This is a genomic window from Prosthecobacter sp., assembly GCF_046154365.1.
Lineage (GTDB): Bacteria > Verrucomicrobiota > Verrucomicrobiia > Verrucomicrobiales > Verrucomicrobiaceae > Prosthecobacter.
Genome location: NZ_JBJXFV010000060.1, coordinates 1 through 20919, shown reverse-complemented (window position 1 = coordinate 20919; position 20919 = coordinate 1). Strand labels below are relative to the sequence as shown.

General features: G+C 61.4%; 10 protein-coding genes. 4 read left to right on the top strand and 6 right to left on the bottom strand.

What is annotated here, in order from left to right:
- Positions 1-234 precede the first annotated feature (234 nt).
- Positions 235-3600: a bifunctional serine/threonine-protein kinase/formylglycine-generating enzyme family protein gene (locus tag ACKVY0_RS06660; RefSeq protein ID WP_409214015.1), complete on the bottom strand. Its 3366-nt coding sequence runs from the start codon at positions 3598-3600 to the stop codon at positions 235-237.
- Between the two features lie 187 nt (positions 3601-3787).
- Between ACKVY0_RS06660 and ACKVY0_RS06655 the strand changes: the two genes are divergently transcribed.
- Entirely contained in the window at positions 3788-5302 is a 1515-nt protein-coding gene (locus ACKVY0_RS06655) for an FHA domain-containing protein (RefSeq protein ID WP_409214013.1), read from the top strand.
- A 156-nt stretch (positions 5303-5458) separates the two neighbouring features.
- On the opposite strand, the gene ACKVY0_RS06650 is transcribed toward ACKVY0_RS06655, so the two are convergent.
- Entirely contained in the window at positions 5459-9742 is a 4284-nt protein-coding gene (locus ACKVY0_RS06650; RefSeq protein ID WP_409214012.1) for a family 16 glycoside hydrolase, read from the bottom strand.
- An 88-nt stretch (positions 9743-9830) separates the two neighbouring features.
- Positions 9831-12995, bottom strand: a complete 3165-nt coding sequence (locus tag ACKVY0_RS06645; protein WP_409214011.1) for a protein kinase domain-containing protein — start codon at positions 12993-12995, stop codon at positions 9831-9833.
- Between the two features lie 171 nt (positions 12996-13166).
- Between ACKVY0_RS06645 and ACKVY0_RS06640 the strand changes: the two genes are divergently transcribed.
- Positions 13167-13913, top strand: a complete 747-nt coding sequence (locus ACKVY0_RS06640) for an RNA polymerase sigma factor (protein ID WP_409214010.1) — start codon at positions 13167-13169, stop codon at positions 13911-13913.
- 32 nt (positions 13914-13945) lie between these two features.
- On the top strand, positions 13946-15181 hold the full coding sequence (locus ACKVY0_RS06635) for an FHA domain-containing protein (RefSeq protein ID WP_409214009.1): 1236 nt from the start codon (positions 13946-13948) through the stop codon (positions 15179-15181).
- 23 nt (positions 15182-15204) lie between these two features.
- Here the strand turns inward: ACKVY0_RS06635 and ACKVY0_RS06630 are convergent, their stop codons facing one another.
- The 3 genes from ACKVY0_RS06630 to ACKVY0_RS06620 form a co-directional block, all read right to left on the bottom strand.
- On the bottom strand, positions 15205-18579 hold the full coding sequence (locus ACKVY0_RS06630) for a DUF2126 domain-containing protein (RefSeq protein WP_409214008.1): 3375 nt from the start codon (positions 18577-18579) through the stop codon (positions 15205-15207).
- A 72-nt stretch (positions 18580-18651) separates the two neighbouring features.
- Positions 18652-18846 carry a type II toxin-antitoxin system HicA family toxin gene (locus ACKVY0_RS06625; protein WP_409214007.1) on the bottom strand — a complete coding sequence of 65 codons (195 nt, stop codon included), beginning with the start codon at positions 18844-18846 and terminating at the stop codon, positions 18652-18654.
- Positions 18843-19061: a type II toxin-antitoxin system HicB family antitoxin gene (locus tag ACKVY0_RS06620; RefSeq protein ID WP_409214006.1), complete on the bottom strand. Its 219-nt coding sequence runs from the start codon at positions 19059-19061 to the stop codon at positions 18843-18845. The genes ACKVY0_RS06625 and ACKVY0_RS06620 overlap by 4 nt, the downstream gene beginning before the upstream one ends.
- A gap of 112 nt (positions 19062-19173) precedes the next feature.
- Here ACKVY0_RS06620 and ACKVY0_RS06615 point away from each other — a divergent pair.
- Positions 19174-20919, top strand: a 1746-nt coding sequence (locus ACKVY0_RS06615) for a biotin carboxylase N-terminal domain-containing protein (protein ID WP_409214005.1), incomplete at its 3' end; no start/stop codon positions are given.

Below are 20919 nucleotides of genomic sequence, written 5' to 3'. Positions count from 1 at the left end.
GTGAGTTGTATTTGTGCCTTGAGATCCGCCTGGTGCCCAAGGGCCGGAGGAGGGCTTACTTTCCAGGGGCGCACGGCCGAGGCCGCTGAGGTTGGGATCGTTTTCTGAGGCAGAGGGGTCTGTGTTCATGAGATTCTACCAAGGACTAATGAAAGCAGGGCGGGCGGTTACAGGGATGATGAAAAACAAGTGGAGAAACTGAGGCGACGGCAGGGATTGGTAACGAAGGCCTTGTTATTTGGCAGATGGCGGGATGCGGACTTCGAAACTGTGAAAGGTGCCCTGCCCTTCATGCAGACCGAGACCGAGCAGGTATTTGCCGGCCTTAGATTCGCTTTTCCAATCCATTGGCGACAATTCATAGACCAGCTCTCCATCCAGCGTGACGCGCAGGGAATCGGGAGAGACGCTGATGTGGACTTCGTGGGGCACATCGCCCCCCGTGTGCTTGGTTAATGGCCTGACGAGATCGGCGTTCCGTCCCACCCCCATGGTCTTGCGGTAAGGGCAAAAATAGAAGACGCAACGCGATGACGGCGAGGGCAGCAGGAGGTCCAAACGATCGTGTCGAGGCGCGGTAAAGCGGATGCGGGCCTCGAAGTGGGCGAGTGGCGTGGTCTCCACGGCGATCTTGCCATTGGTCACGGGCGTGGTGCATTCCAGCCCGTCCGCTGTGCGGTCCCAATCGCCACTCACAAAGGTGCGATCCCGGTCGAGCCGTCCAAGAATGTCCTGCCACTCACCGTTGGCGACCAGGCCATCGACGCGCGGACTGTCCGCAGGAGACGCTGCCGCTTGGATGATCTGCCCGTCTGGCGCTTCGAGCACACAACGGAAGCCGAAGTAGCTGTCGCGCGTCTGGGGCTTGTAGCGGGCGCGGTGGGCGGAATTCAGGTGCTGGGTCTTCATGTCACCGAACGAGGCACCGCGCACATGCCGGTCATTGCGCGCCGCATCCCAATCGGCAACCCACTCCCACACATTGCCGCCCAGGTCGTGGAGGCCCAGCGCGTTTGGCTTGAAGCTCATCACGGGCGCGGTGGTGGGGAAGCCGTCGTCAAAGTCATCGAGAAACAACTGGTTCGTGTTCAGGCCCGATGATTTTGATTTACGGCTGGCGTCGCTGTAGTTCCCGCTGCCGGGCGGTGGTGGGTAGGCATCGCCCCAGGGAAAGTTGGTGTGGTATGCGGCCACAGTGGCAGGCAGAGTGCCTGGCTCCCAGGTTTCCTCACGTCCGATGCCTGCGGCGATGCTCCATTCCTTGTCCGTGGGCAGGCGGTAAGTTTTGCCTTCTTTCTGGCTGAGCCACGCGCAGAACTTCTGCGCATCCTCCCAGCTCACGCGCATGACGGGATGGCTCTCCTTTTTCTCGGTGGGGGTGAAGCCTTCCGCGCTATGATCCTGCCAGCCGCGATCCACACCTGGGGCGGCAGCAGCATACGCCGCATAGTCCTGGTAGCGCGTCTCATGGGTGCAGAACAGCACATCTGTTCCTGGCACGGAAACGAATTTCATGCCGAGGGTGTTCACGAAGGGTTTTTCTTTGGTCACGGTGGCGGGAGTGACTGATGAGGCAGGCGGTGGCGGCTTCTTCTCAGGCACCGGCTTATCAGCGACCTGGATGGTCTGGCCGTCTGACAAATCAATGACACAGCGGAAGCCAACCGTCGCATCATGAGCTGCCGGCAACGCATGGCCACGCCACGAGGAGTTCATCCAAGTCCTAAAGCCATTGCCCCAGGACAGTCCGCGCATGACCCGCTCACTCTGCGGCTGGTCATACCAGTCCTGGCACCACTCCCAGACATTGCCACCCAGATCATGGATGCCCAGCTTGTTTGGCAGAAACGTACCGACAGGCGCGGTGGTGACGAAGTTGTCAGTGTAGTCCACCAGGGTTGGCATCTGCGGAAATTGCTGCTCGGCCGTGATGTCGCCGAAATTTCCGGCTCCGTTCGGCGGCGGCATCGTGCTGCCCCAAGGGTACTCGCTTTTGACGCCATTGTGCAATTGCTCGATGGGAGTACCCGCCTGCTCCATTTCTCCAATGCCAACGGCATAGCTCCATTCCCGATCCGTGGGCAAGCGGTAGGCACGACCTTCCTTCTTGCTGAGCCAGGCGCAGAATGCCTGGGCGTCCAGCCAGCTTGTCGCGACCGCCGGGTGGTCATTCTCGTGGCCGACAGGCGTGCCATCCTTCCGCTGATTTTCCCACGAACGCTCAACGTTTGGCGCATTGGCCGCATAAGCCGCGTAGTGCTGCCGCTGTGTTTCGTGGACACCGAACAACACCTGCGTCCCTGGCACCGGCACAAACTTCATGCCGAGCGAGTTCACAAAGGGCAGATCCTTCGTGGCAGTGGCAGGACTGCTGGCGGTGGCTGTTGGTGGAACCGGCAAAACCGCAGCAGTGGCTGGAGCAGCCGAAGTGGGCGGACTTGCGGGAGGCTTGACCGCATCGACGTTGGTGGCTTTGACCCCGACTTCCTGCGGCGACATCGTGGCAGCCGGGCGTTTCCTGAGATATTCCCAGCACCCCAGCACCAGGATGGCGATCAGGGCCGCCCAGAGCAGCGGTGATGTGCGTTTTTTCACCCGCTCGATCTCGTGCGAACCGCCGGGGCGTTGAGGCGGCGCTTGAGTGTTCAGCACCGCCGGTGTTTTCCCTGCATCTGCGTCCACCTTCACCACGGGCTGCGTGAGGATCGCGTCCAGATCAGCCCGCATCTCGGCAATGGTTTGATACCGCGCCTCACGCTCTTCCATCAGCGCTTTCGCGATGATGCCGTCATAGCGTGGGTCGAGTCCGGCGATTTGGAGGCTGGGCAGCCGGAACATGCCCTGCGGCAGCTTGCCGGTGAGCATCTGGTAAAGCATGACCCCCATGGCGTAGATGTCCGCACGATGATCCACCGCCGTGCCGAGCATCAGCGCCTCGGGAGCCATGTAGTGCAGCGTTCCCATCGCCATGCCGCTCTGGGTGAGGCCGCTTTCTCCGCTTTGCGTCATCTTCGCCAGGCCAAAGTCGGCCACCTTCACGTTGCCATCATAGCCGACCATGATGTTGGCTGGTTTGATGTCGCGGTGGATGATGCCCCGCTCGTGGGCATAGGCCAAAGCATCGCAAACGTGCGCGATGATCGCCATCGCATGCTCCGTGTGCAGGCGGCCCTGTTTAGCGATCATGCGGGCCACGTCCGTGCCATCAATGAACTCCATGGCGATGTAGAGCAGCCCGTCCGCCGCCGTCCCAAAGTCGTACACCCCGACAATGCCTGGATGCTTCAGTTTGCCGAGTGCCCGCGCCTCGTTTTTGAAGCGGTCGGCGAAGCCTCGATCGCTTTCATCAAGCGTCGCAGAGAGGATCTTGATGGCGACCGGCCGGTCGAGCGACTTCTGCGTGCCTTTGTAAACAGCGCCCATGCCGCCGCGCCCGAGCAGCTTCTCGACGTCATACTCCGGCAGCAGTTCTCCTAATTCAGCGGCAGTCGGCGGCACCCAGGGATTGGAAGGCTTGCTGCCTTCCTTGCTTTCCAGCAGTGCACGGCCCAGGCCGCTGAGGTTCGCGTCATTTTCAGGGGTAGAAGGGTCGGTGCTCATGAGTTTCTACCAGGGACTAATGAAAGCAGGCGATGCGGTTACAGGAAAGGTGAAAAAAGTTTCTGGCTCCTGGTTCTGAGCTTTGGCTTTCCGGCTTAGGAGGCGAGTCAGGTGCCTTCCCGGCACTTTGAGGGCTGACAGCTTTTCAAACTCGGCTTAGGTGATGGTTATGCCAACCACACCCCTCATGAAGCAATCTGCTCAAAGAAACAGTCGTGGCTCACTTGTGCTCGTGTTGCTGGCGACCTGCATGGTTCTGGCGGGGAAACCTCTGGCGCAAGTGGTCCAGGAAGCGCGGGTGGCTGTCTCCACCATCCGCATCGAGCCTGTCGCCGGCAAGAAAGAGATCCAGGTCAGCCTGCGGTTGGTGGACACGCCATCCATCACCGGTGCAACGGCGACGTTTGGAACTGGAGCCGCTCAGAAGCCCGTGCCGGTTTCGTGGACGAGCTTTGAAAGCATTCCCCCGGCGAACTGCGCGTGGTTGATCGTGGTGGACAACAGCAATCCGGCGCGGCAGCAAACCGTGGAGGCTTGTGTGGCGGAGGTGCGTGCCTTCCTCGCGCTGTTGCCCAAGGGCGACGCCGTCATGGTCGCCAGCTTGTCGAGGGATCTGGTCGTCGAGTCGCCGTTTGAGTCTGCCCAGGGTCAACGGGATACCGCGCTGGCTGCGATCAAGGCCGATGGAGAAGCCTCGCTGACCACCTTGATCTATCAAAACGTGAAGCATGGCCTGGCCGATCATCTGGCAAGGCGGAGCGAGACGCGGAAATGCGTGGTGCTTTTGACCGATGGCAAGGACGAGACGCCGGGCGGTCCGGTGGCGGTGAAGGCGCGGCGTGATGAGTTGATCACGGAGGCGAAGAAACTCGGCATTCCGATTCACAGCTTCGGCTTCGCGGAGAAGGCGACCGAGGCAAACTACTTTGCCGATCTCAAAGAAGCAGCGCTGCAAACCGATGGCCTGCATGTCCCGGCAGTGGTGGCCACACGTCAGCTTGCGCCCGACACCTGGCCGAAGCTCATCGGTGTGATGCACGGTGGTGGCACTGCGCTGCTGGATGTCTCCGCACTGACGGAAGCCGCGTCAGTGAAGCTGGAACTGACGAGCGAGTCTGGAAAAAAGGCGAGCGTGCTGATTCCGCACGAAGTGGTGGCACAGGCTTTGCATGTCGATCTGCCGCCGGCCACCGCCGTGAAGTTTGCCCATTCACCGTCCGAGTCAGCGACTCCCATGATGCCCGTTTGGGGATGGGGAGCGGTGAGCGTGGCTTTGCTGGCGGTGATTGCGCTCGCCTCACGCCGCAACAAGACCGGCACCGTCGTAGATATGAACCAGAAAGCCGCAGCCGTGCGCACGGAACCGGTCGCAGTGCCGCGAGCGTCCGTGCCCGTGATCGAGCATGCATCCATCCCGCCGGCCTGCGTGGAGTTGTGCGACGCGAAAAAAACCCGCCATACCGTGATGGCCAAAGGCGCGAGGATCGGCAGCGGGAAGCACAATGACATCGTGATCAAAGACGACAGCGTGTCCGAGAGCCATTGCCTGATCTCGATGAAAAACGGCGAGTGGACCATCGCCGATCTGGAATCCGCCAACAGCGTCCGCGTGAACGGAACCTACTACCACCAAGCGTCCTTGAGTGCGAACGACCTCATTCAACTCGGCGAGGTCCAGATGCGGTTTCTTGTCGAGTCTTAGGGAGCCGCTGAAAAATGCATTACCACAGAGACACAGAGGCCACAGAGAACTGATTTTCAATGGTATTTCTCTGTGCTCTCTGTGCCTCTGTGGTTAAATCAGCGTTTCCTTGGAGCCACTCGCGTGGATGCTTCGCGGTGTGTGATGCCAAGGCGGTTATGGCAGCGGTTTGACACGCACGTTGCGGAACTGGACCGGTCCTGCAAAGTTCTCTTCCAGTCCGATGTAGCCTGATACTCCCTTGTTTCCGGTGAAGTCATTCACGAGTTGCCCATTGAGCTTCACCACATAGCGCTGGCCTGTGACCGTGATTTCCAGCTCATTCCAATCATTCGCTTTCAATGCGTCCAAACGGGCGGACTGAACACCCCAGATGGTGCCGGTGAACCTTCCCTGATCCCCGCCGGAATGAACGATGCCCACCTCGTAGCGGCTGTCGGTGGCTTTGACGATGTCGTTGCGCAGATCCGCGATGCGCAGCCAGAGTCCTGAATTAAACACTGAGTTCACTCCCTTGAACTCGGCCTTCAAAACGAAGTCGGCGAACGTGCGCTTGGAGTAGATCGCCACGCCCCATTTGATCGGTGAACTGGTGGTGGCGAGGCCATTCTGGAGGTCCATCTTCCCTGGACCCACCTGCACCCAGTCACCGGGTTGATCGGCATCGAGCAGAGAGATGAAGCCTGCCTCGACCGGGGCAGGGGTGACGGCGGTTGCCGTCTGGGCGGCGGGCGGTGTGGGCGTAGTGCTTGCAGATGCTACGTTATCCCACTCCACGAGGTAGCCGGTGTTGATCTTCTGCCAATTGGTTTGGGCGGAGGAAAAATCGTGCCAGCGGGCGCCTGCCTTGTCGATCAGGCAGTCCAGCACGAAGGGCGCGATACCGCGCTCACCAGCGCCGCCGGAGTTGTCTGGCTCGGACGGTGCCCAGTGGGTGTGAGTGAATGGCTCGCCGGTGAGCCAGGCCCAGGAGTCCGTGGCGCTTGCTTGATAACCGCCGAGCCAGAAGTGCAGCAGCTCTTGGCCCGTCAGTCGGGACTGGAGGTGGGCTGTGACGGCGGCTTCCTCGGTGGCGCTGGTGAATGTTGCCAGATGGCCGCCTTTGGCCTCGGCCATGGCCTTCGCCGCCGCCCAGGTCAGCGTCACCGGGAAGTAGGCGTAGCGCGAGGTGCCAAAAGCGAGTGCATCCGATGGGATTTTGGAAGCCGGTGCTGATAAGGATGCCTGCAACGTTTGCGCGATCTGCTGGCTGGCAGCGGAGAGCGTGGCGAGCGGAACGGGGGTTGTCTTGCCCGCGATGTCGAGTGCCACGTTGCCACCTTCGACGCGGACGAACTTCGCTTGAAGCGTGCGGCCTTTGGTGTCGATCCAGAGGGTAGGGGAGGCGACGGGTGATGGAGCGGTGGTCGCAGGTGCTGCGGGTTCCCACTCGATGATGAAGCCGATGTTGTCGCGTGATTGGGAAAAGTGCGTGCTGCTGTCGTTCCAGCCGACTGTCTCGCGGAAACTGTACAGATTCAGCATGAAGGGATGCCCCACCTGGCCGCCGCCGCCTTTGACACCGTTGGGTTCATTTTCGACCCAGCCGGTGAAGGCAAACGGCTCGCCAGTGACCCACTTCCAGCCGGCGCCCGACGCGGACTCGATGGCACCGAGCCAGATGTTGCGATTGACCGCAGGAAGCAGGTTTTTGTATGTGAGCAGCAGCCAATCATTCTCTTCCTTGCTGGTGACCGTGGCAAGGTGGCCGCCCATGCTTTCCGCTTTCGTCTTCGCCTCCTGCCAGGTGAAAGAACCGGGCACGAACTGGTAGCGATGGCCGCCGAAGGTTTCGATGAGGGTGGTGATGGCTGGAGCGGCGGGAGAAACCGCAATGACGGGTTGCGTGACTGGCGCGGCAGTCAAAGACACGCGGTCAAACCGTGTCTTCACCACCGGTCCGCCGCGCAGGGCAGTGGTGACGATGCCGGCCTGGATTTTGGCAGGCCAGAAGACATCCACACTCCCGACGGGGAGCCAGTTTTTGCCAGAATCGAGCCAGGAGGCGGTGATCAGGCCACCTTTTCTCTCTAAACGCAGCTCAACGTGGGTGGCCTGGGTGGGGATGGTGTCGGTGTCCACCCAGTATTTGTACACGCCATTGACGCGGCCCTGGAGCGAGATGCCGTGGCGTACTTTCTGCCAGTCGGCGTAGATGCGCTCCAGGCGGATGAAGTTCATGTCGTCCTGCCAGAGCAGCAGGCCAGAACCAGCAAACTTGTTTGGGCTGCCACCGGAAAAATCGAGCCAGGTCTCCAAGGTGAAGTCACCAGTGACATCTCGCAGCAAACGCGGGGCGAGCATGTTGTTGTTGGGATGCACGGTTTCATCTGTGCTTTCGAGAATGGCATGCCCTTGGCCGACGGCATCCACCTCCGGCCAGCGTGCGCCACGGGTGCTGGTGAAGCTCCAGCCTGACACCGGATCAGCGGCGGTGAACTCCAGCACGTCCGGCCCTGGGGCAGGCGGGGTGCTCGCAGCAGAGGTCACGGCGGCGGTTTGCGCCGGTGGCGCATTCAGCACTCGGAACTGGATGTCCTTGAACCACACCACGCCATCAATCGGCGGATTGTTTTGCAGGGAGATGGTGCCGGAGCCGAGTTGGAGGCCGGGGCGGTCGGGGGGGGGTGTCCATGCGGCAGGCTGGGTCCAGTCAGCCGCAGACTGCCAGCGCCAGTCGGTGTCATGCGGCCTTTTGAGCCAGGTCTGGACGCGCTTGCCCTCGACCCGCACTTTGACTTGGAACCATTCCCCATCCTGGAATGTCACCGGAGCATCCGCCAGCCTCTGCAATCCGCCTGACTGGGTGCCGGGGTTGCGTGCCTTGCTGCTCGTAGCGGAATCATTCAGAATTTGAACTTCGACGCCCATGGCGCGGTTCTTGTCTGGTGTGCCAGGGGTGGCGTGAAGGTAGATGCCGGAGTTGCCCTTGTTCTCGGTTTTGACGGTGCAGATCAGTTCAAAGTCCGTCCACTGTGGCAGTGCGGTGTCAGTGCCCCGGTAATACATATTCCCCGAAAGAGGAATCGTGCTGCTGCCACGGATGCGGACAGCTCCGTCCTGCACGTCGGCGGGGAAATTGGAGGGGTGCAGCTCCCAGCCGCTGAGGTCTTTGCCATTGAACAAGGAAATCCAGCCGGGAGGCAGCGGATTGGGTGTGGTGGCTGCCGGCGGTGCTGTCACGGCAGTTTTTTCAGTGATGACGGTGGCTGAGGGTGTGCTGGAAGCGGGCGGCTGGGGCGTGACTACCACCTCTTGCTTCGGTGTGCCGAACATGAACCAGCCGACGCCGCCAAGCACCGCTAGTACCAGCATCGTGACCCACAGCCATGTGAGGCTGCCTCGCCGGCGCTCATGGGACAGCGTTTGCGCACTGGTCGCTGCGGCATGGGCAGGTGCCCTGCCGCCGGGACGTTGCGGACGTGCCTGCGTGGGCAGAACCGCCGCTGGAGTAGATGCCAATGGTGCGGGCGTCTCCACCTTGATCACCGGCTGAGTCAGAATGCTGTCGAGATCGGCCCGCATCTCGCGCGCACTTTGATACCGCGCCTCACGGTCCTCCATGATCCCCTTCGCGATGATGCCGTCGTAGCGTGGGTCGAGGCCGGCGACGAGCAGCGAGGGCATCTTGAACATGCCCTGCGGCAGCTTGCCGGTGAGCATCTGGTAGAGCATCACGCCCACCGCATAAATGTCCGCACGATGATCCACCGCCGTGCCCAGCATAAGCGACTCGGGGGCCATGTAGTGCAGCGTGCCCATCGCCATGCCGCTCATGGTTAATCCCAGTGTGGAGCCGCCAGTATTCACCTTTGCGAGACCAAAATCGGCCACCTTCACCTCGCCATCGTAGCCGACCATGATGTTCGCTGGCTTGATGTCGCGGTGGATGATGCCGCGCTCGTGCGCATAGGCCAGGGCATCGCAGACGTGCGCCGTGATCGCCATCGCATGCTCGGTGTGCAGCCGGCCGGATTTAGCGATCATTCTGGCCACGTCCGTACCATCCACATACTCCATGACGATGTACAGCAGACCGGCGGGCGTGGTGCCGAAATCATAAACGGAGACGATGCCGGGATGGTTGAGCTTCGCCATGGCCTTCGCCTCGTTCTTGAAGCGTTCAGTGAAGCCCATGTCACTCTCCTCCAACTGCGCGGAGAGAATCTTGATGGCGATCGGACGTTCCAACGAGGTCTGGCGGCCCATATACACCGCGCCCATACCGCCACGCCCGAGCATCTTCACGATTTCATACTGCGGCAGAATTTGATGCAGTTCCTCCGCCGTCGGTGGCACCCAAGGGCCGGTGGGCTTGCTGCCTTCGTTGGTGGCAAGCAGTGCGCGGCCCAGGCCGCTAAGGTTGGGGTCGTTTTCTGATGCTGGAGCGTCGGAGTTCATGAGTTGCTGACCAGATATAAGGAGTCTGTGAGGCGGGGTTACAGTAGCGTCTGCGTTTTTTTTGAGTCGGTGCGGGTGCTGCCGCTCATCATTGCTGCTCCAGCCGGTGCTCGACCGCCGCATCTAGCAGATATTGGCCGATGATGCTCCATTGGCCGTTTTTGCGCTCAAACTGGTTCAACAAGGTCAGGCAACGGTGCCGGGAGTCCATCAGCATCAGGAAACCATTGGCCATCTTCCAGCTCGTGATGTTCATGGGGGACTGCTGAACGACGGTGCCGTCCTTGAGTAGGCGCAGCACACCGTTCGATCCGGTGCGCCCGTTGGCCTTGAAGGAGAAATCAAAGCTCAGATCAGCCAGTTCATCCGCATCAGGCGGGCTTTTGGCAGGCCGAATTTCTGTATGGGTCATTTCCAGCGTGAATCTGGCCGAGGTTCCTCCGAGGGCATATCCTGAGCGCTGCGTGGGGGAACCTTTTTTGAGGTCGATGTAGTAGATGCAGCCGCTCGGCCAAGAAACGCGCAACTCATCGCCCGCGATCTGCCAGCGACCGTCGAGACCCATGCCTTTTCCGAGCCACGCAAACCCAGCACTGCCGTCGGCAAAAAAAGCCAATGGATGGAAGGGCAAGTCATTGCCGTCATTGCGCTGATACCAAAGCCCAAAAAGCGAGTTTTCGAGGGCGTTGGCGGTGTTTTTTGACTCAGCAGCCTGAAGCGCCGACTGGAGATCACGGGCGATCTGCCGGCTGGCGGCGGAGAGGGTGTTCAGCACCACCGGTTGGACTTTGCCCGCGATTTCCAGCATCACGTTACCACCTTCGATGCGGAGGAACTTCGCCTGAAGGCTGCGTCCTTTGGCATCCACCCAACTTGTGGCATTAGCGACAGGCAAAGCGGGCATGCTGGGAACTGCAACGGAACCAAGCGGGCGCATTTTCACCTCTTTGATCCACGTCTCGCCTTCGGCAGGCACCCAGTTCGAAAAAGCGACCGTGCCGGAGTCCAGACGCGCGTTCGGCAGGCCACGCGGTGGCGTCCAGTCGGCGGGCTGAGTCCAGTTCACCACCTGTTTGAACGTCGCCTCTTCCTCCTTGCGGAGGAACACCTGCACATTCATGCCTTCCAGTCTAAGGCGCACCACAAACCATTCGTCATCACGAAAGTGGGCTTGCGGCACCTGGGCAATGCCAAAGAGGCTGCCTGTTTGAAACGATTTCTCATAGCTGCTCATCACGCCCTCATTCCAAAGCTGCACCTCTACCCCCGGAGTCAGCAGAGTGTCGGCTCCAGTGGCCCACGAGCTGTCCGCTTTCACATGAAAGCGCAGGCCGCTGTTTCCCTGGCGCAGGGTTTTGAGAGTCACTTCAACTTCGCAGTCTTTTATGTCGGGCAGCTTGTCCGGCATCTGTCCGGTGCCGACGTAGTAGAGAAGACCGCCTTTCGGCTTCGACTCCACACCACGGATACGCAGCAGCCCGTTTGCAACGCTGACTGGCATGTCCTTGGGACTCGGCTGCCAACCACTGAGATCTTTGCCGTTGAAGAGAGACTGCCAGCCCTCACTTAACCCTGCGGCGGAGGCAACCGGAGGAACTACCGGCGCAGGCACACTGGCAGGCAATTGGGGCGTGGTGGTCATGGCAACTGCGGCGGCCTTGGCAGTGGCAGGCACTCCTTTCCGATAGATAAGGAGGAAACTACCACCTTGGGGCGGCGTGCCTTTGCCCGTGAGCTCGGTGACCGCGTCTGGAGTGCTGACGACGATCTCATGCAGGTGGCCGTTGTCCCAGTTGATGCCGAGTTTCTTGCCGCTGAGGTTCCAGCGCCCCTGGACGGCCTTGCCGCCTGCCGTCATCTCAGCGGTGTAGTCTGACCGCAGTTCCATGCTGAGGGCCGGGGTTGGCGGCGTGCCATGGCTCTGCGTCCAGGTGCCGATAAGCCAGGCGTACGCATTGGTGGCGGGGGCTGTGGCAGGCTTGGCCGGAGCGGCAGGTGCCTTCGCGATAGGGGGCACAGGGGCTGGCACACTTTGAGTGTCCGAAGCTGCTGTTTTGGTGGGAGCGCTGTTCGTGGTCGCGGTTTCTTGCGGTGCAGCCGCAGGGGAAGTCTGCTTTTCACGATCCAGCAGCATCCAGGCAACGGCACCGCCAAGCACCAGCACGACCACCCAGTAGATCAGCGACCCACGCTTCTCTGGTTGTATGACCGTACGCGACTGCGGCGGGCGGTAAGGCTGGCGCACCGGACTACCCGGACGCTGCGGGCGCGCCTGGGTGGGCAGCGCGGCGACGGGAGGCGCGACGGCACCAGCGGAGGGGACGGGCTCCACCTGGATCACGGGTTGCGTGAGGATGCCGTCCAGCCCCGCCCGCATTTCCCGTGCGCTTTGATAGCGTGCCTCACGATCTTCCATCATCGCTTTGGCAATGACGCCGTCATACCGCGGATCAAGGCCGGCGATTTGCAGCGAAGGCATCTTGAACATGCCCTGCGGCAGCTTGCCGGTGAGCATCTGGTAGAGCATCACGCCCACCGCATAGATGTCCGCACGGTGATCCACCGCCGTGCCCAGCATCAGCGCCTCCGGCGCCATGAAGTGCAGTGTACCCATCGCCATGCCGCTCTGCGTCAATCCTAGCGTCTGTCCCCCGCTGGTGCTGACCTTGGCGAGACCGAAATCGGCCACTTTGACCTCTCCATCATAACCGACCATGATGTTCGCCGGTTTGATGTCGCGATGGATGATGCCGCGCTCGTGCGCGTAGGCCAGCGCATCACAGACGTGCGCGGTGATCGCCATCGCATGCTCCGTGTGCAGGCGGCCATCCTTGGCCATCATGCGGGCCACGTCCGTGCCATCGACATACTCCATGACGATGAAGAGCAGGCCGTCCGGCGTTTCACCAAAGTCGTACACGCTGACGATCCCAGGGTGGTTGAGCTTCGCCATCGCCCGCGCCTCATTCTTGAAGCGCTCTTTAAAACCCATGTCGCTGTCTTCGAGCGTAGCGGAGAGAATTTTGATGGCCACCGGGCGGTCCAGAGCCGTCTGACGGCCCATGTAAACCGCCCCCATGCCGCCACGGCCCAGCATTTTCACGATCTCGTACTGCGGCAGGATGGCGTGCAGTTCCACCGCCGTGGGCGGCACCCAAGGGCCGGAGGGCTTGCTGCCGCCGGTGTCGAGCAGGGCACGGCCCAGGCCGCTGAGATTGGGGTCGTTTTCGTGAGAGTCGGAGGGGGTGGTCATGGGTTTCTACCAAGGACTAATGAAAGCGGAACGGGCGGTTACAGGGAAAGTGAAAAATAGATGGGATGCCCGCGAAAAACACTGAAAACACGAAATGGGCCGGAGCACGAGCTGCTCAGAAGTTCAAAGTTCGGTGTTCAAAGCTCCAAGTTGCGTGTTCAATGCCGCCCGATGTCCCAGCGTTCCACGTTTCATGCCAACAGCTTCCCGACGACGCGATGGAGCCAGGTGATGGTGGCGCGGGAGGATCATAGCGCGGCCCACTCGGCCCTGAACGACCTGTGCCGCAAGTACTGGCGGCCCATCTATGCCTTCGCCCGGCATCGCGGCTGCGCGCCGCATGATGCCGAGGATGTGACGCAAGCCTACTTCGCCAAGCTGCTGGAGCGTGATTACATCCAGCGGGCGAACCAGGAGCGGGGCCGGTTCCGCGCGTTTTTGATCCACGACTTCAAGTTTTTCCTCTCGAATCATCAGGGGAAAGAACGGGCGGGAAAACGCGGCGGCCAGGCATCCTTCATCGCGCTGGACGTGGCTTGGGCGGAGTCACGACATGAGCCGGTCGATCCAGCGAACTTGGACGCGGACGCGTACTTTGACCGCCAGTGGGCGCTGGAGATCGTGCGGCATGCGAAGGCCGAAGTGGCGGCGGATTATGAAGAGCAGGGCAAACAGACGCTCTTTGATGCCCTGCAAAGCGGTCTGGTCAGCTCACCGGACGCGGCGCTCTACGGGGCCTGGGAGCAGAAGCTGGGCATGAACGTCAATGCTCTCAAAACCGCCCTCAGCCGCCTGCGTGACCGCTTCCGCGCCGCGCTGGAGGCGCAGATTCTCGAAACCGTGGCCAGCGCGGATGATCTGAAGACCGAGATGCGCCATCTGCGCCAGGCGCTCGCACAATCGCAGTCTGGCGCTTGAACGGACGCTGCCCACGCCTTAAACAAGAACCGATGTCGCAAAAAGAAAACGTCGCAGCCACTTGGGATGACATGGACTGGGGCCAGTCCGAGTCCGCGCCTGTGTCATCCGGCGCTGTGGTGAAAGCGGCCAAGCCTGCGGCAGTGGAGATCACGCCTGCGCAGCATGCTGCACCTGTTGTGGCAGCACCTGTGCCGGTTGCAGACAGCGCACTCGAGCAGGAACGCCGCCGCCTGGAACTGGACCGCGTGAGGATGGAGGCGGAGATGGCACGCATGAAGGCGGAAATGCTGGAGCAGCAGCGCCAGCTTGCCGCGCAGCAGGCGCAGGTGGTCGAACTGCCGCGCACGACACCGCTCCAGCAAGACCCGTCCGCCGTTTACCCGCCGCCACCTGCCGCAGGGGCCAACGCCGTCGTCTTCAACCCGCAAAGCCTCGCCACGCTCACGCTGGAGGTGGAGGGCGGCCAGCAGGCCGTCGTCACGGTGCGTGATCCCTTCACTATCGGCCGCAACAAGAGCAACGACCTCGTGATCCGTGATCTGCATGTCTCCAGCCAGCACGCGAAGCTGGTGGCGCGAAAAGACGGCGTGTTTGAGGTCGTCGATCTCAATTCCAGCGGCGGCACCTTCGTCAACGACGCACGCATCGAACGGTGCGCGCTCAAAAACGGCGACAAGATCGACTTCGCCACCGTCGCGGCCACCTTTCGTTACGTGGCGGGCGAACTTCTCGATCCCGACGACGAGATCGAGGGGACGCTGGTTCAAGCCAAGGCCGAGGTGGCGCGCAAACTGGCCGCCACAGCCCAATCACCACGTCACGGCATGCTCACGGTGCTCACGGCTGATGAGAAAACCCAAGTAGTGCCCGTCGGCGGCCAGATCAGCATCGGCCGGGTGGCTGGCAATGACTTCATCATCGCCGAGGAGCACGTTTCCAGCCGCCATGCACGTCTGGCCGGCACCGGCAGCGGCACGTTTGAGCTGTTTGATCTCGGCTCGAGCTGCGGCACCTTTGTCAACGGCGTCCAGGTGCAGCACATGCAGCTCGTCAACGGTGACCGCATTCGCTTCGGCGTCGTGGACTGTGTGTTCATGGTGATCGACCCGCTCGGGACTGCGGATCCTGCCCGCAAACCGCCGCCCCTGCGCGGCGTGGCAGCGTTGCCCAAGGTGGAGGATTCTGGGATCGCTCCGCTGCCTGAGCCGCGGCCTGCCGGTCGAGCGGATCAGCACCTCCCCTTGGTCAAACGATCGGGCGTATGAGCCATGACGCTGTTTCCCGGCGATCAACTGTGCCGTAAATCCAGCGTGAACGGGAATTCGGGATTCGGCACCGCCGGTGCGACCTTCATCTTCCCCGGCGTGTGACCGTGGCGGAAGAAGCGGGAGAGGCGGCGGCTTTCGGCCTCGTAGCCGTTCACGGGGAAGGTGTCGTAGCTGCGGCCGCCGGGATGGACGACATGATAAGTGCAGCCGCCGAGGGAGCGCTCATTCCAGAGATCGACGAGATCGAGCGTGAGCGGCGCATGCACACCGATGGTGGGCTGCAAACAGCTTCCGGGCTGCCACGCACGATAGCGTACACCGGCGATGAATTCGCCGTTCGTGCCGGTGGGATGCAGCGGCACGGTGCGGCCATTGCAAGTGATGGCGTAGCGGCCTTCGGTGAGGCCCATGGTTTTGATTTGAATACGTTCGAGCGAGGAATCGACGAAGCGCACGGCACCGCCGGCGCTGCCTTCTTCACCGAGCACATGCCACGGCTCCAAGGCTTGACGGACCTCGACGTTCACATTGCGCGAGGAGAAGTCGCCACTGAGCGGGAAACGGAATTCGTGATGCGGCGCGAACCACTCGGGTTTGAGTTCGTAACCGGCGCGGCGTGTGTCTTCGCACACGTCCTCGAAGTCGCTCCAGGTGAAGTGCGGCAGCATCCAGCGGTCGTGAATGTCGGTGCCCCAGCGGATGAGCGGCTTTTCATACGGCTCCTTCCAAAAACGGGCGATGAGTGTGCGCAGCATCAGCGCTTGAGCCAGACTCATGCGTGCATGCGGCGGCATTTCAAAGGCGCGCATTTCCAGCAGGCCGAGGCGGCCGGTGGCGCTGTCAGGCGAGAAGAGTTTGTCGATGCAGAACTCAGCGCGATGCGTGCTGCCGGTCGAGTCGATGAGCAGGTTGCGGTACAAGCGATCCACCAGCCAGGGCGTGATGTTATTCCCAGCATCGCGTGCGGCTTTGAAGGCGACTTCGAGTTCGTAGAGGGAATCGTTGCGCGCTTCGTCGATACGCGGGCTTTGGCTCGTGGGGCCGACAAACAGGCCGCTGAACATGAATGAGAGCGACGGATGATTCTGCCAGTAGCTCACGAGACTGCGCAGCAGATCGGGCCGCCGCAGGAACGGGCTGTCCTTCGGTGCTTCCGCGCCCATGACGATGTGATTGCCGCCGCCGGTGCCGGTGTGGCGGCCATCGACCATGAATTTCTCCGTGCCGAGGCGTGCGAGCCGCGCTTCGTCGTAGAGTGTCTCGGTGATGTTCACCATTTCATCCCAACTTTTCGACGGCTGCACATTGACCTCGATCACACCGGGGTCAGGTGTGACTTTGAGCACGTGCATGCGCGGATCAAACGGCGGCGCATAGCCTTCGATGACAATCGGCTGATCCAGTGCCAGCGCGACATCTTCGACCGCCCCCAGACAGCTCAAGTACTCTTCCAGCGTCTTCGTCGGCGGCATGAAGACGAAGAGCTTGCCATCACGCGGCTGCACGCAGAGCGCAGTGCGGATGACCTTGTCAGCAGACTGACCAAACGCAGGCGGTTGTGCGGCGGGATTGATGCCTTGCGGTTGTTCCTCTTCCAAACTGAACTGACCACGTTGTTGCGCGAGTCGTTGCCAGAACGAGGGCGGCACGCCAGCAATGCCACGCACAAAATGCTGCCGTGATGGCAGTGGAGCGCGGTCTTCCATCGGGTCTTGCTCGTGCAGATAGGGATAGCTGCTTTCCTTCACCCACGGCTGTGAATCGAGCGGCAGACGCAGCCCGATGGGCGAATCGCCCGGCACGAGGAAGCAGCGCTCGCCACGCAGGAACCACGGTCCGGTGCTCCAGGAGGTGCCGCCATCGTCAAAGTCGCTTTTCAGCGGCAGCACATGCCCGACGATCTTGTCGAGCCCCTGCTCGAACACCTGGGCCAGACGCTGGCGCTCCTCCTTGTCTTTGAGGTTGGATTTGAGCGGATCAACGTTCACTGGCAGCCGCCGCTCACGCCACAGATAGTAATATACATCTTCATAGGTCGGCATGACCCACTTGCCGCCGCAGCCGAGGCGCTCGGCCAATGCGTGAATGAAGCGTGCGGAGCTGTTTTCATTCGCGCCATAGTCGGTCTGCATGTCGGCAAACAAATGCGGATGCGTCCACACCGGCTGGCCGTCCTTGCGCCAGTAGCAGCCGTAGGACCAGCGCGGCAGCGACTCGCCGGGATACCATTTGCCCTGGCCGTAATGCAGGAACGCGCCGGGGGCGAAGCGGTTCTTGAGCCGCTTGATCAGTTCATCGGACAAACGGGCCTTCATCGGCCCCACGGCGGTCGTGTTCCACTCCGCGCCGTCCATGTCGTCGATGGACACAAAGGTCGGCTCACCGCCCATCGTCAGGCGCACATCACCGGCTTCGAGTTCCTGGTCCAGCGCATGCCCAAGCGCGGCGATCTCCGCCCACTGCTCCTCGGTGTAGGGCTTCGTGACGCGTGGCGTCTCGAAGATGCGCTCGATCTTCATGTCGAACTCGAACTTCGTTTCACACGGCTCAACGAGGCCGCTGATCGGTGCCGCGCTCTGCGGATCAGGCGTTGCAGCAAGAGGGATGTGGCCTTCACCGGCAAACAGGCCGGAAGTCGGATCAAGGCCGATCCAGCCTGCGCCGGGCAGATACACCTCGCACCAGGCATGCAGATCGGTGAAATCGACCTCGGAACCGCTGGGGCCATCGAGAGATTTCACGTCCGCCTTGAGCTGGATCAGGTAACCGCTGACGAAACGTGACGCGATGCCAAGGCGGCGCATGAGCTGCACCATCAGCCATGCGGAGTCACGGCACGAGCCGGTTCCCAACGTGAGCGTCTCCTCCGGCGTCTGCACGCCCGGCTCCATGCGGATGCTGTACTTGATGTCCTGCCACAGCCGCTGGTTGATGGCCACCAGCACGTCGTTGGTGCGCGGCGGCCAGGGCTTCATGGCGAGCAGCTCTTTTTCGATCGCGGTGTAGTATTCCGTGAACTTGGGGGTGAGGTCGAGGCAGCGGAGAAACGGTGCCAGCTCCTGATCCAGCGCCGCGTCGTAATCGAACGGGAAATGCTCCGCGCCGGGTTCGAGGAAGTAGTCGAAGGGGTTGAACACCGCCATCTCGGCCACCAGATCGACCTCGACCGTGAACTCCGTCGTTTTCTGCTCAAACACGAGCCGGGCGAGGTAGTTCGACTGCGGGTCCTGCTGCCAGTTCAGGAAATGCTGCTCCGGCGTGACCTTCAGCGAGTAGCTGAGGATGCGCGTGCGCGAATACGGCGCCGGCCGCAGCCGCACCACCTGCGGCCCGAGGGCGATGGGGCGTTCGTAGCGGTAGCTGGTGCGGTGATGAAGGGCGACGTGGATGGACATGCGTGAGGCTGGGGACAGTCGTTAGCCTGTTTCTAAGCAGGTTCGCGGCCAATCTTGGCAGCAGAACAAGCTTCACGCTCCTTTAGGGGCAGGCACGCCAAGATTCCGGCAAATGCTGCGAGCGAGATGCTTTTTGATTTCAGCGTGCCTTGGGACCGCCTCCTTGTGACCTGAGTCAGGGCGCGAGTAGATCGTGTGGCTTGCGCCTTCGCGATGCAGCACGCAGCCGTGCTCCTCCAGGTGCCGCAGGAGATCACGCCGCTTCATGCGAGAGCGAGTTCGGTCTCGATGGCGTGCGGGTCGTCACGAAAAGCATCCTCACGATTGACCTGCAGCATGAGCTTCACAGCGGCCGCAAGGTCGTCCAGGCATTCCTGGCGTGTTTCCCCCTGGCCGTTGGCTCCCGGAACCTCTAGGCAGGTGGCCCAGAAGCCGCCTTCATCAGGTTCGCCGCGGTGGAGAATGGCGGTGTAGTTGTTCATGGTCGGGAGTTTAGCCAAAGCGGTCGGGGCTTCAAGCTGGCAAAGCAATTCATGTGTTCCTTGCCACCACACGAAATCGCGAGACTATGCCGCGCCTTTTCCCACCCCCTCCATGTCCAAGAAATCCTCTGCTCCATCCACGATCCGCCCCATCAAAAAACTGATGGTCGCGAACCGCTCCGAAATCGCCATCCGCGTCATGCGTGCCGCGACTGAGCTGGGTTTGAAAACCGTCGGCATTTATGCGCAGGAGGACCGCTTCTGTCCGCATCGCTTCAAAGCGGACGAAGCATATGAGTTGAACAAGGACAAGGGGCCGCTCGGTGCCTACCTCGACATCGAGGGCATCGTCACTCTGGCCAAAGAGAAAGGCGTGGACGCCATCCATCCTGGTTACGGCTTCCTCAGTGAGAATCCGAAGTTCGCACAAGCCTGCGCAGACGCGGGCATCATCTTCATCGGCCCTGAAGCGAAGATTCTCGACATGATGGGCGACAAGACCGCTGCACGCGAAGTCGCACGTCGAATCAACGTGCCGATTCTCGAAGGCACGGACGAACCGGTGAGTGATCGCAAGGAAGCGATCGCAGCAGCGAAGAAGATCGGCTTCCCGCTCATCATCAAAGCGGCGTTCGGTGGCGGTGGCCGCGGCATGCGCATCGTGCGCGAGGCCAAGGATCTCGAAAAGCTGCTCGATGAGGCGCAGACCGAGGCGGAACGCGCTTTCGGCAATGGCGCGGTCTTCCTCGAAAAATTCGTCGGCAAGGCGAAGCACATCGAAGTGCAGATTTTGGCCGATAAACACGGCACCGTGCTCCATTTGCATGAGCGTGACTGCTCCGTGCAGCGCCGTCATCAAAAGGTCATCGAGCAAGCGCCGAGCTATGGCGTGAAGCAGGAGATCATCGACGGTCTTTGCGATGCGGCGGTCAAACTGGCCCGTGAGGTGAACTACACGCATGCAGGCACGGTCGAGTTCCTCGTCGATCACGAATCGGGCGAGTGGTATTTCATTGAGATGAATCCACGCATCCAGGTGGAGCACACCGTGATGGAGGAGATCACCGGCATCGATATCGTGCGCAGCCAGATTTTGATCGCTCAGGGCCACGCGATGCACGCGGAGCCGCTGGCGCTGCCGGCGCAGGACAAGATCGAGAAGAGTGGTTTCGCCATCCAGTGCCGCATCACCACGGAAGATCCGGAAAACGGCTTCACGCCGGACTTTGGCAAAATTTTGACCTACCGCAGCGCAGGTGGATTCGGCATCCGCCTTGATGGCGCTCTCGGGGCCACCAATGCGGTCATCACGCCGTATTACGACTCCATGCTCGTGAAGATGACCGTCTTCGCCCGCACCTACCAGCAGGCGCTTGATCGCATGGATCGCGGCCTGCGCGAATTCCGCATCCGTGGCGTGAAGACGAACATCCCGTTCCTCATGAACGTGGTGCATCATGAAGAATTCAAGACCGGTCAGGCCACCACGCGCTTCATCGATAACAACCCTGATCTGCTCAAGTTCGTCGCCCGCAAGGACCGCGCCTCGAAGCTGCTGAACTACCTCGCCGACACCATCGTCAACGGCAATCCCTTCGCCAAAGGCCACAAGCAGGACAAGGCCTTCATCGTGCCCGCCATCCCGAAATGGGATCACCGAATCGCGCCTGCCAAAGGCACAAAGCAGCTCCTCACCGAGATGGGCCCCGAGCAGTTCTGCAAAGGCTGGGTCGCCAAACAAAAGAAGCTGCTCATCACCGACACCACCATGCGTGATGCGCATCAGTCGCTGCTCGCCACACGGATGCGCACCTTTGACATGCTCGCCGTGGCGGATGCCGTGGCGCGTCGCACGCCG

What these genes read in the sequence shown, in the direction of transcription:
- ACKVY0_RS06660 (WP_409214015.1), bottom strand. Translation starts at nt 3,600, where the DNA reads ATGAGCACCGACCCTTCTACCCCTGAAAATGACGCGAACCTCAGCGGC.
- ACKVY0_RS06655 (WP_409214013.1), top strand. Translation starts at nt 3,788, where the DNA reads ATGAAGCAATCTGCTCAAAGAAACAGTCGTGGCTCACTTGTGCTCGTG.
- ACKVY0_RS06650 (WP_409214012.1), bottom strand. Translation starts at nt 9,742, where the DNA reads ATGAACTCCGACGCTCCAGCATCAGAAAACGACCCCAACCTTAGCGGC.
- ACKVY0_RS06645 (WP_409214011.1), bottom strand. Translation starts at nt 12,995, where the DNA reads ATGACCACCCCCTCCGACTCTCACGAAAACGACCCCAATCTCAGCGGC.
- ACKVY0_RS06640 (WP_409214010.1), top strand. Translation starts at nt 13,167, where the DNA reads ATGTCCCAGCGTTCCACGTTTCATGCCAACAGCTTCCCGACGACGCGA.
- ACKVY0_RS06635 (WP_409214009.1), top strand. Translation starts at nt 13,946, where the DNA reads ATGTCGCAAAAAGAAAACGTCGCAGCCACTTGGGATGACATGGACTGG.
- ACKVY0_RS06630 (WP_409214008.1), bottom strand. Translation starts at nt 18,579, where the DNA reads ATGTCCATCCACGTCGCCCTTCATCACCGCACCAGCTACCGCTACGAA.
- ACKVY0_RS06625 (WP_409214007.1), bottom strand. Translation starts at nt 18,846, where the DNA reads ATGAAGCGGCGTGATCTCCTGCGGCACCTGGAGGAGCACGGCTGCGTG.
- ACKVY0_RS06620 (WP_409214006.1), bottom strand. Translation starts at nt 19,061, where the DNA reads ATGAACAACTACACCGCCATTCTCCACCGCGGCGAACCTGATGAAGGC.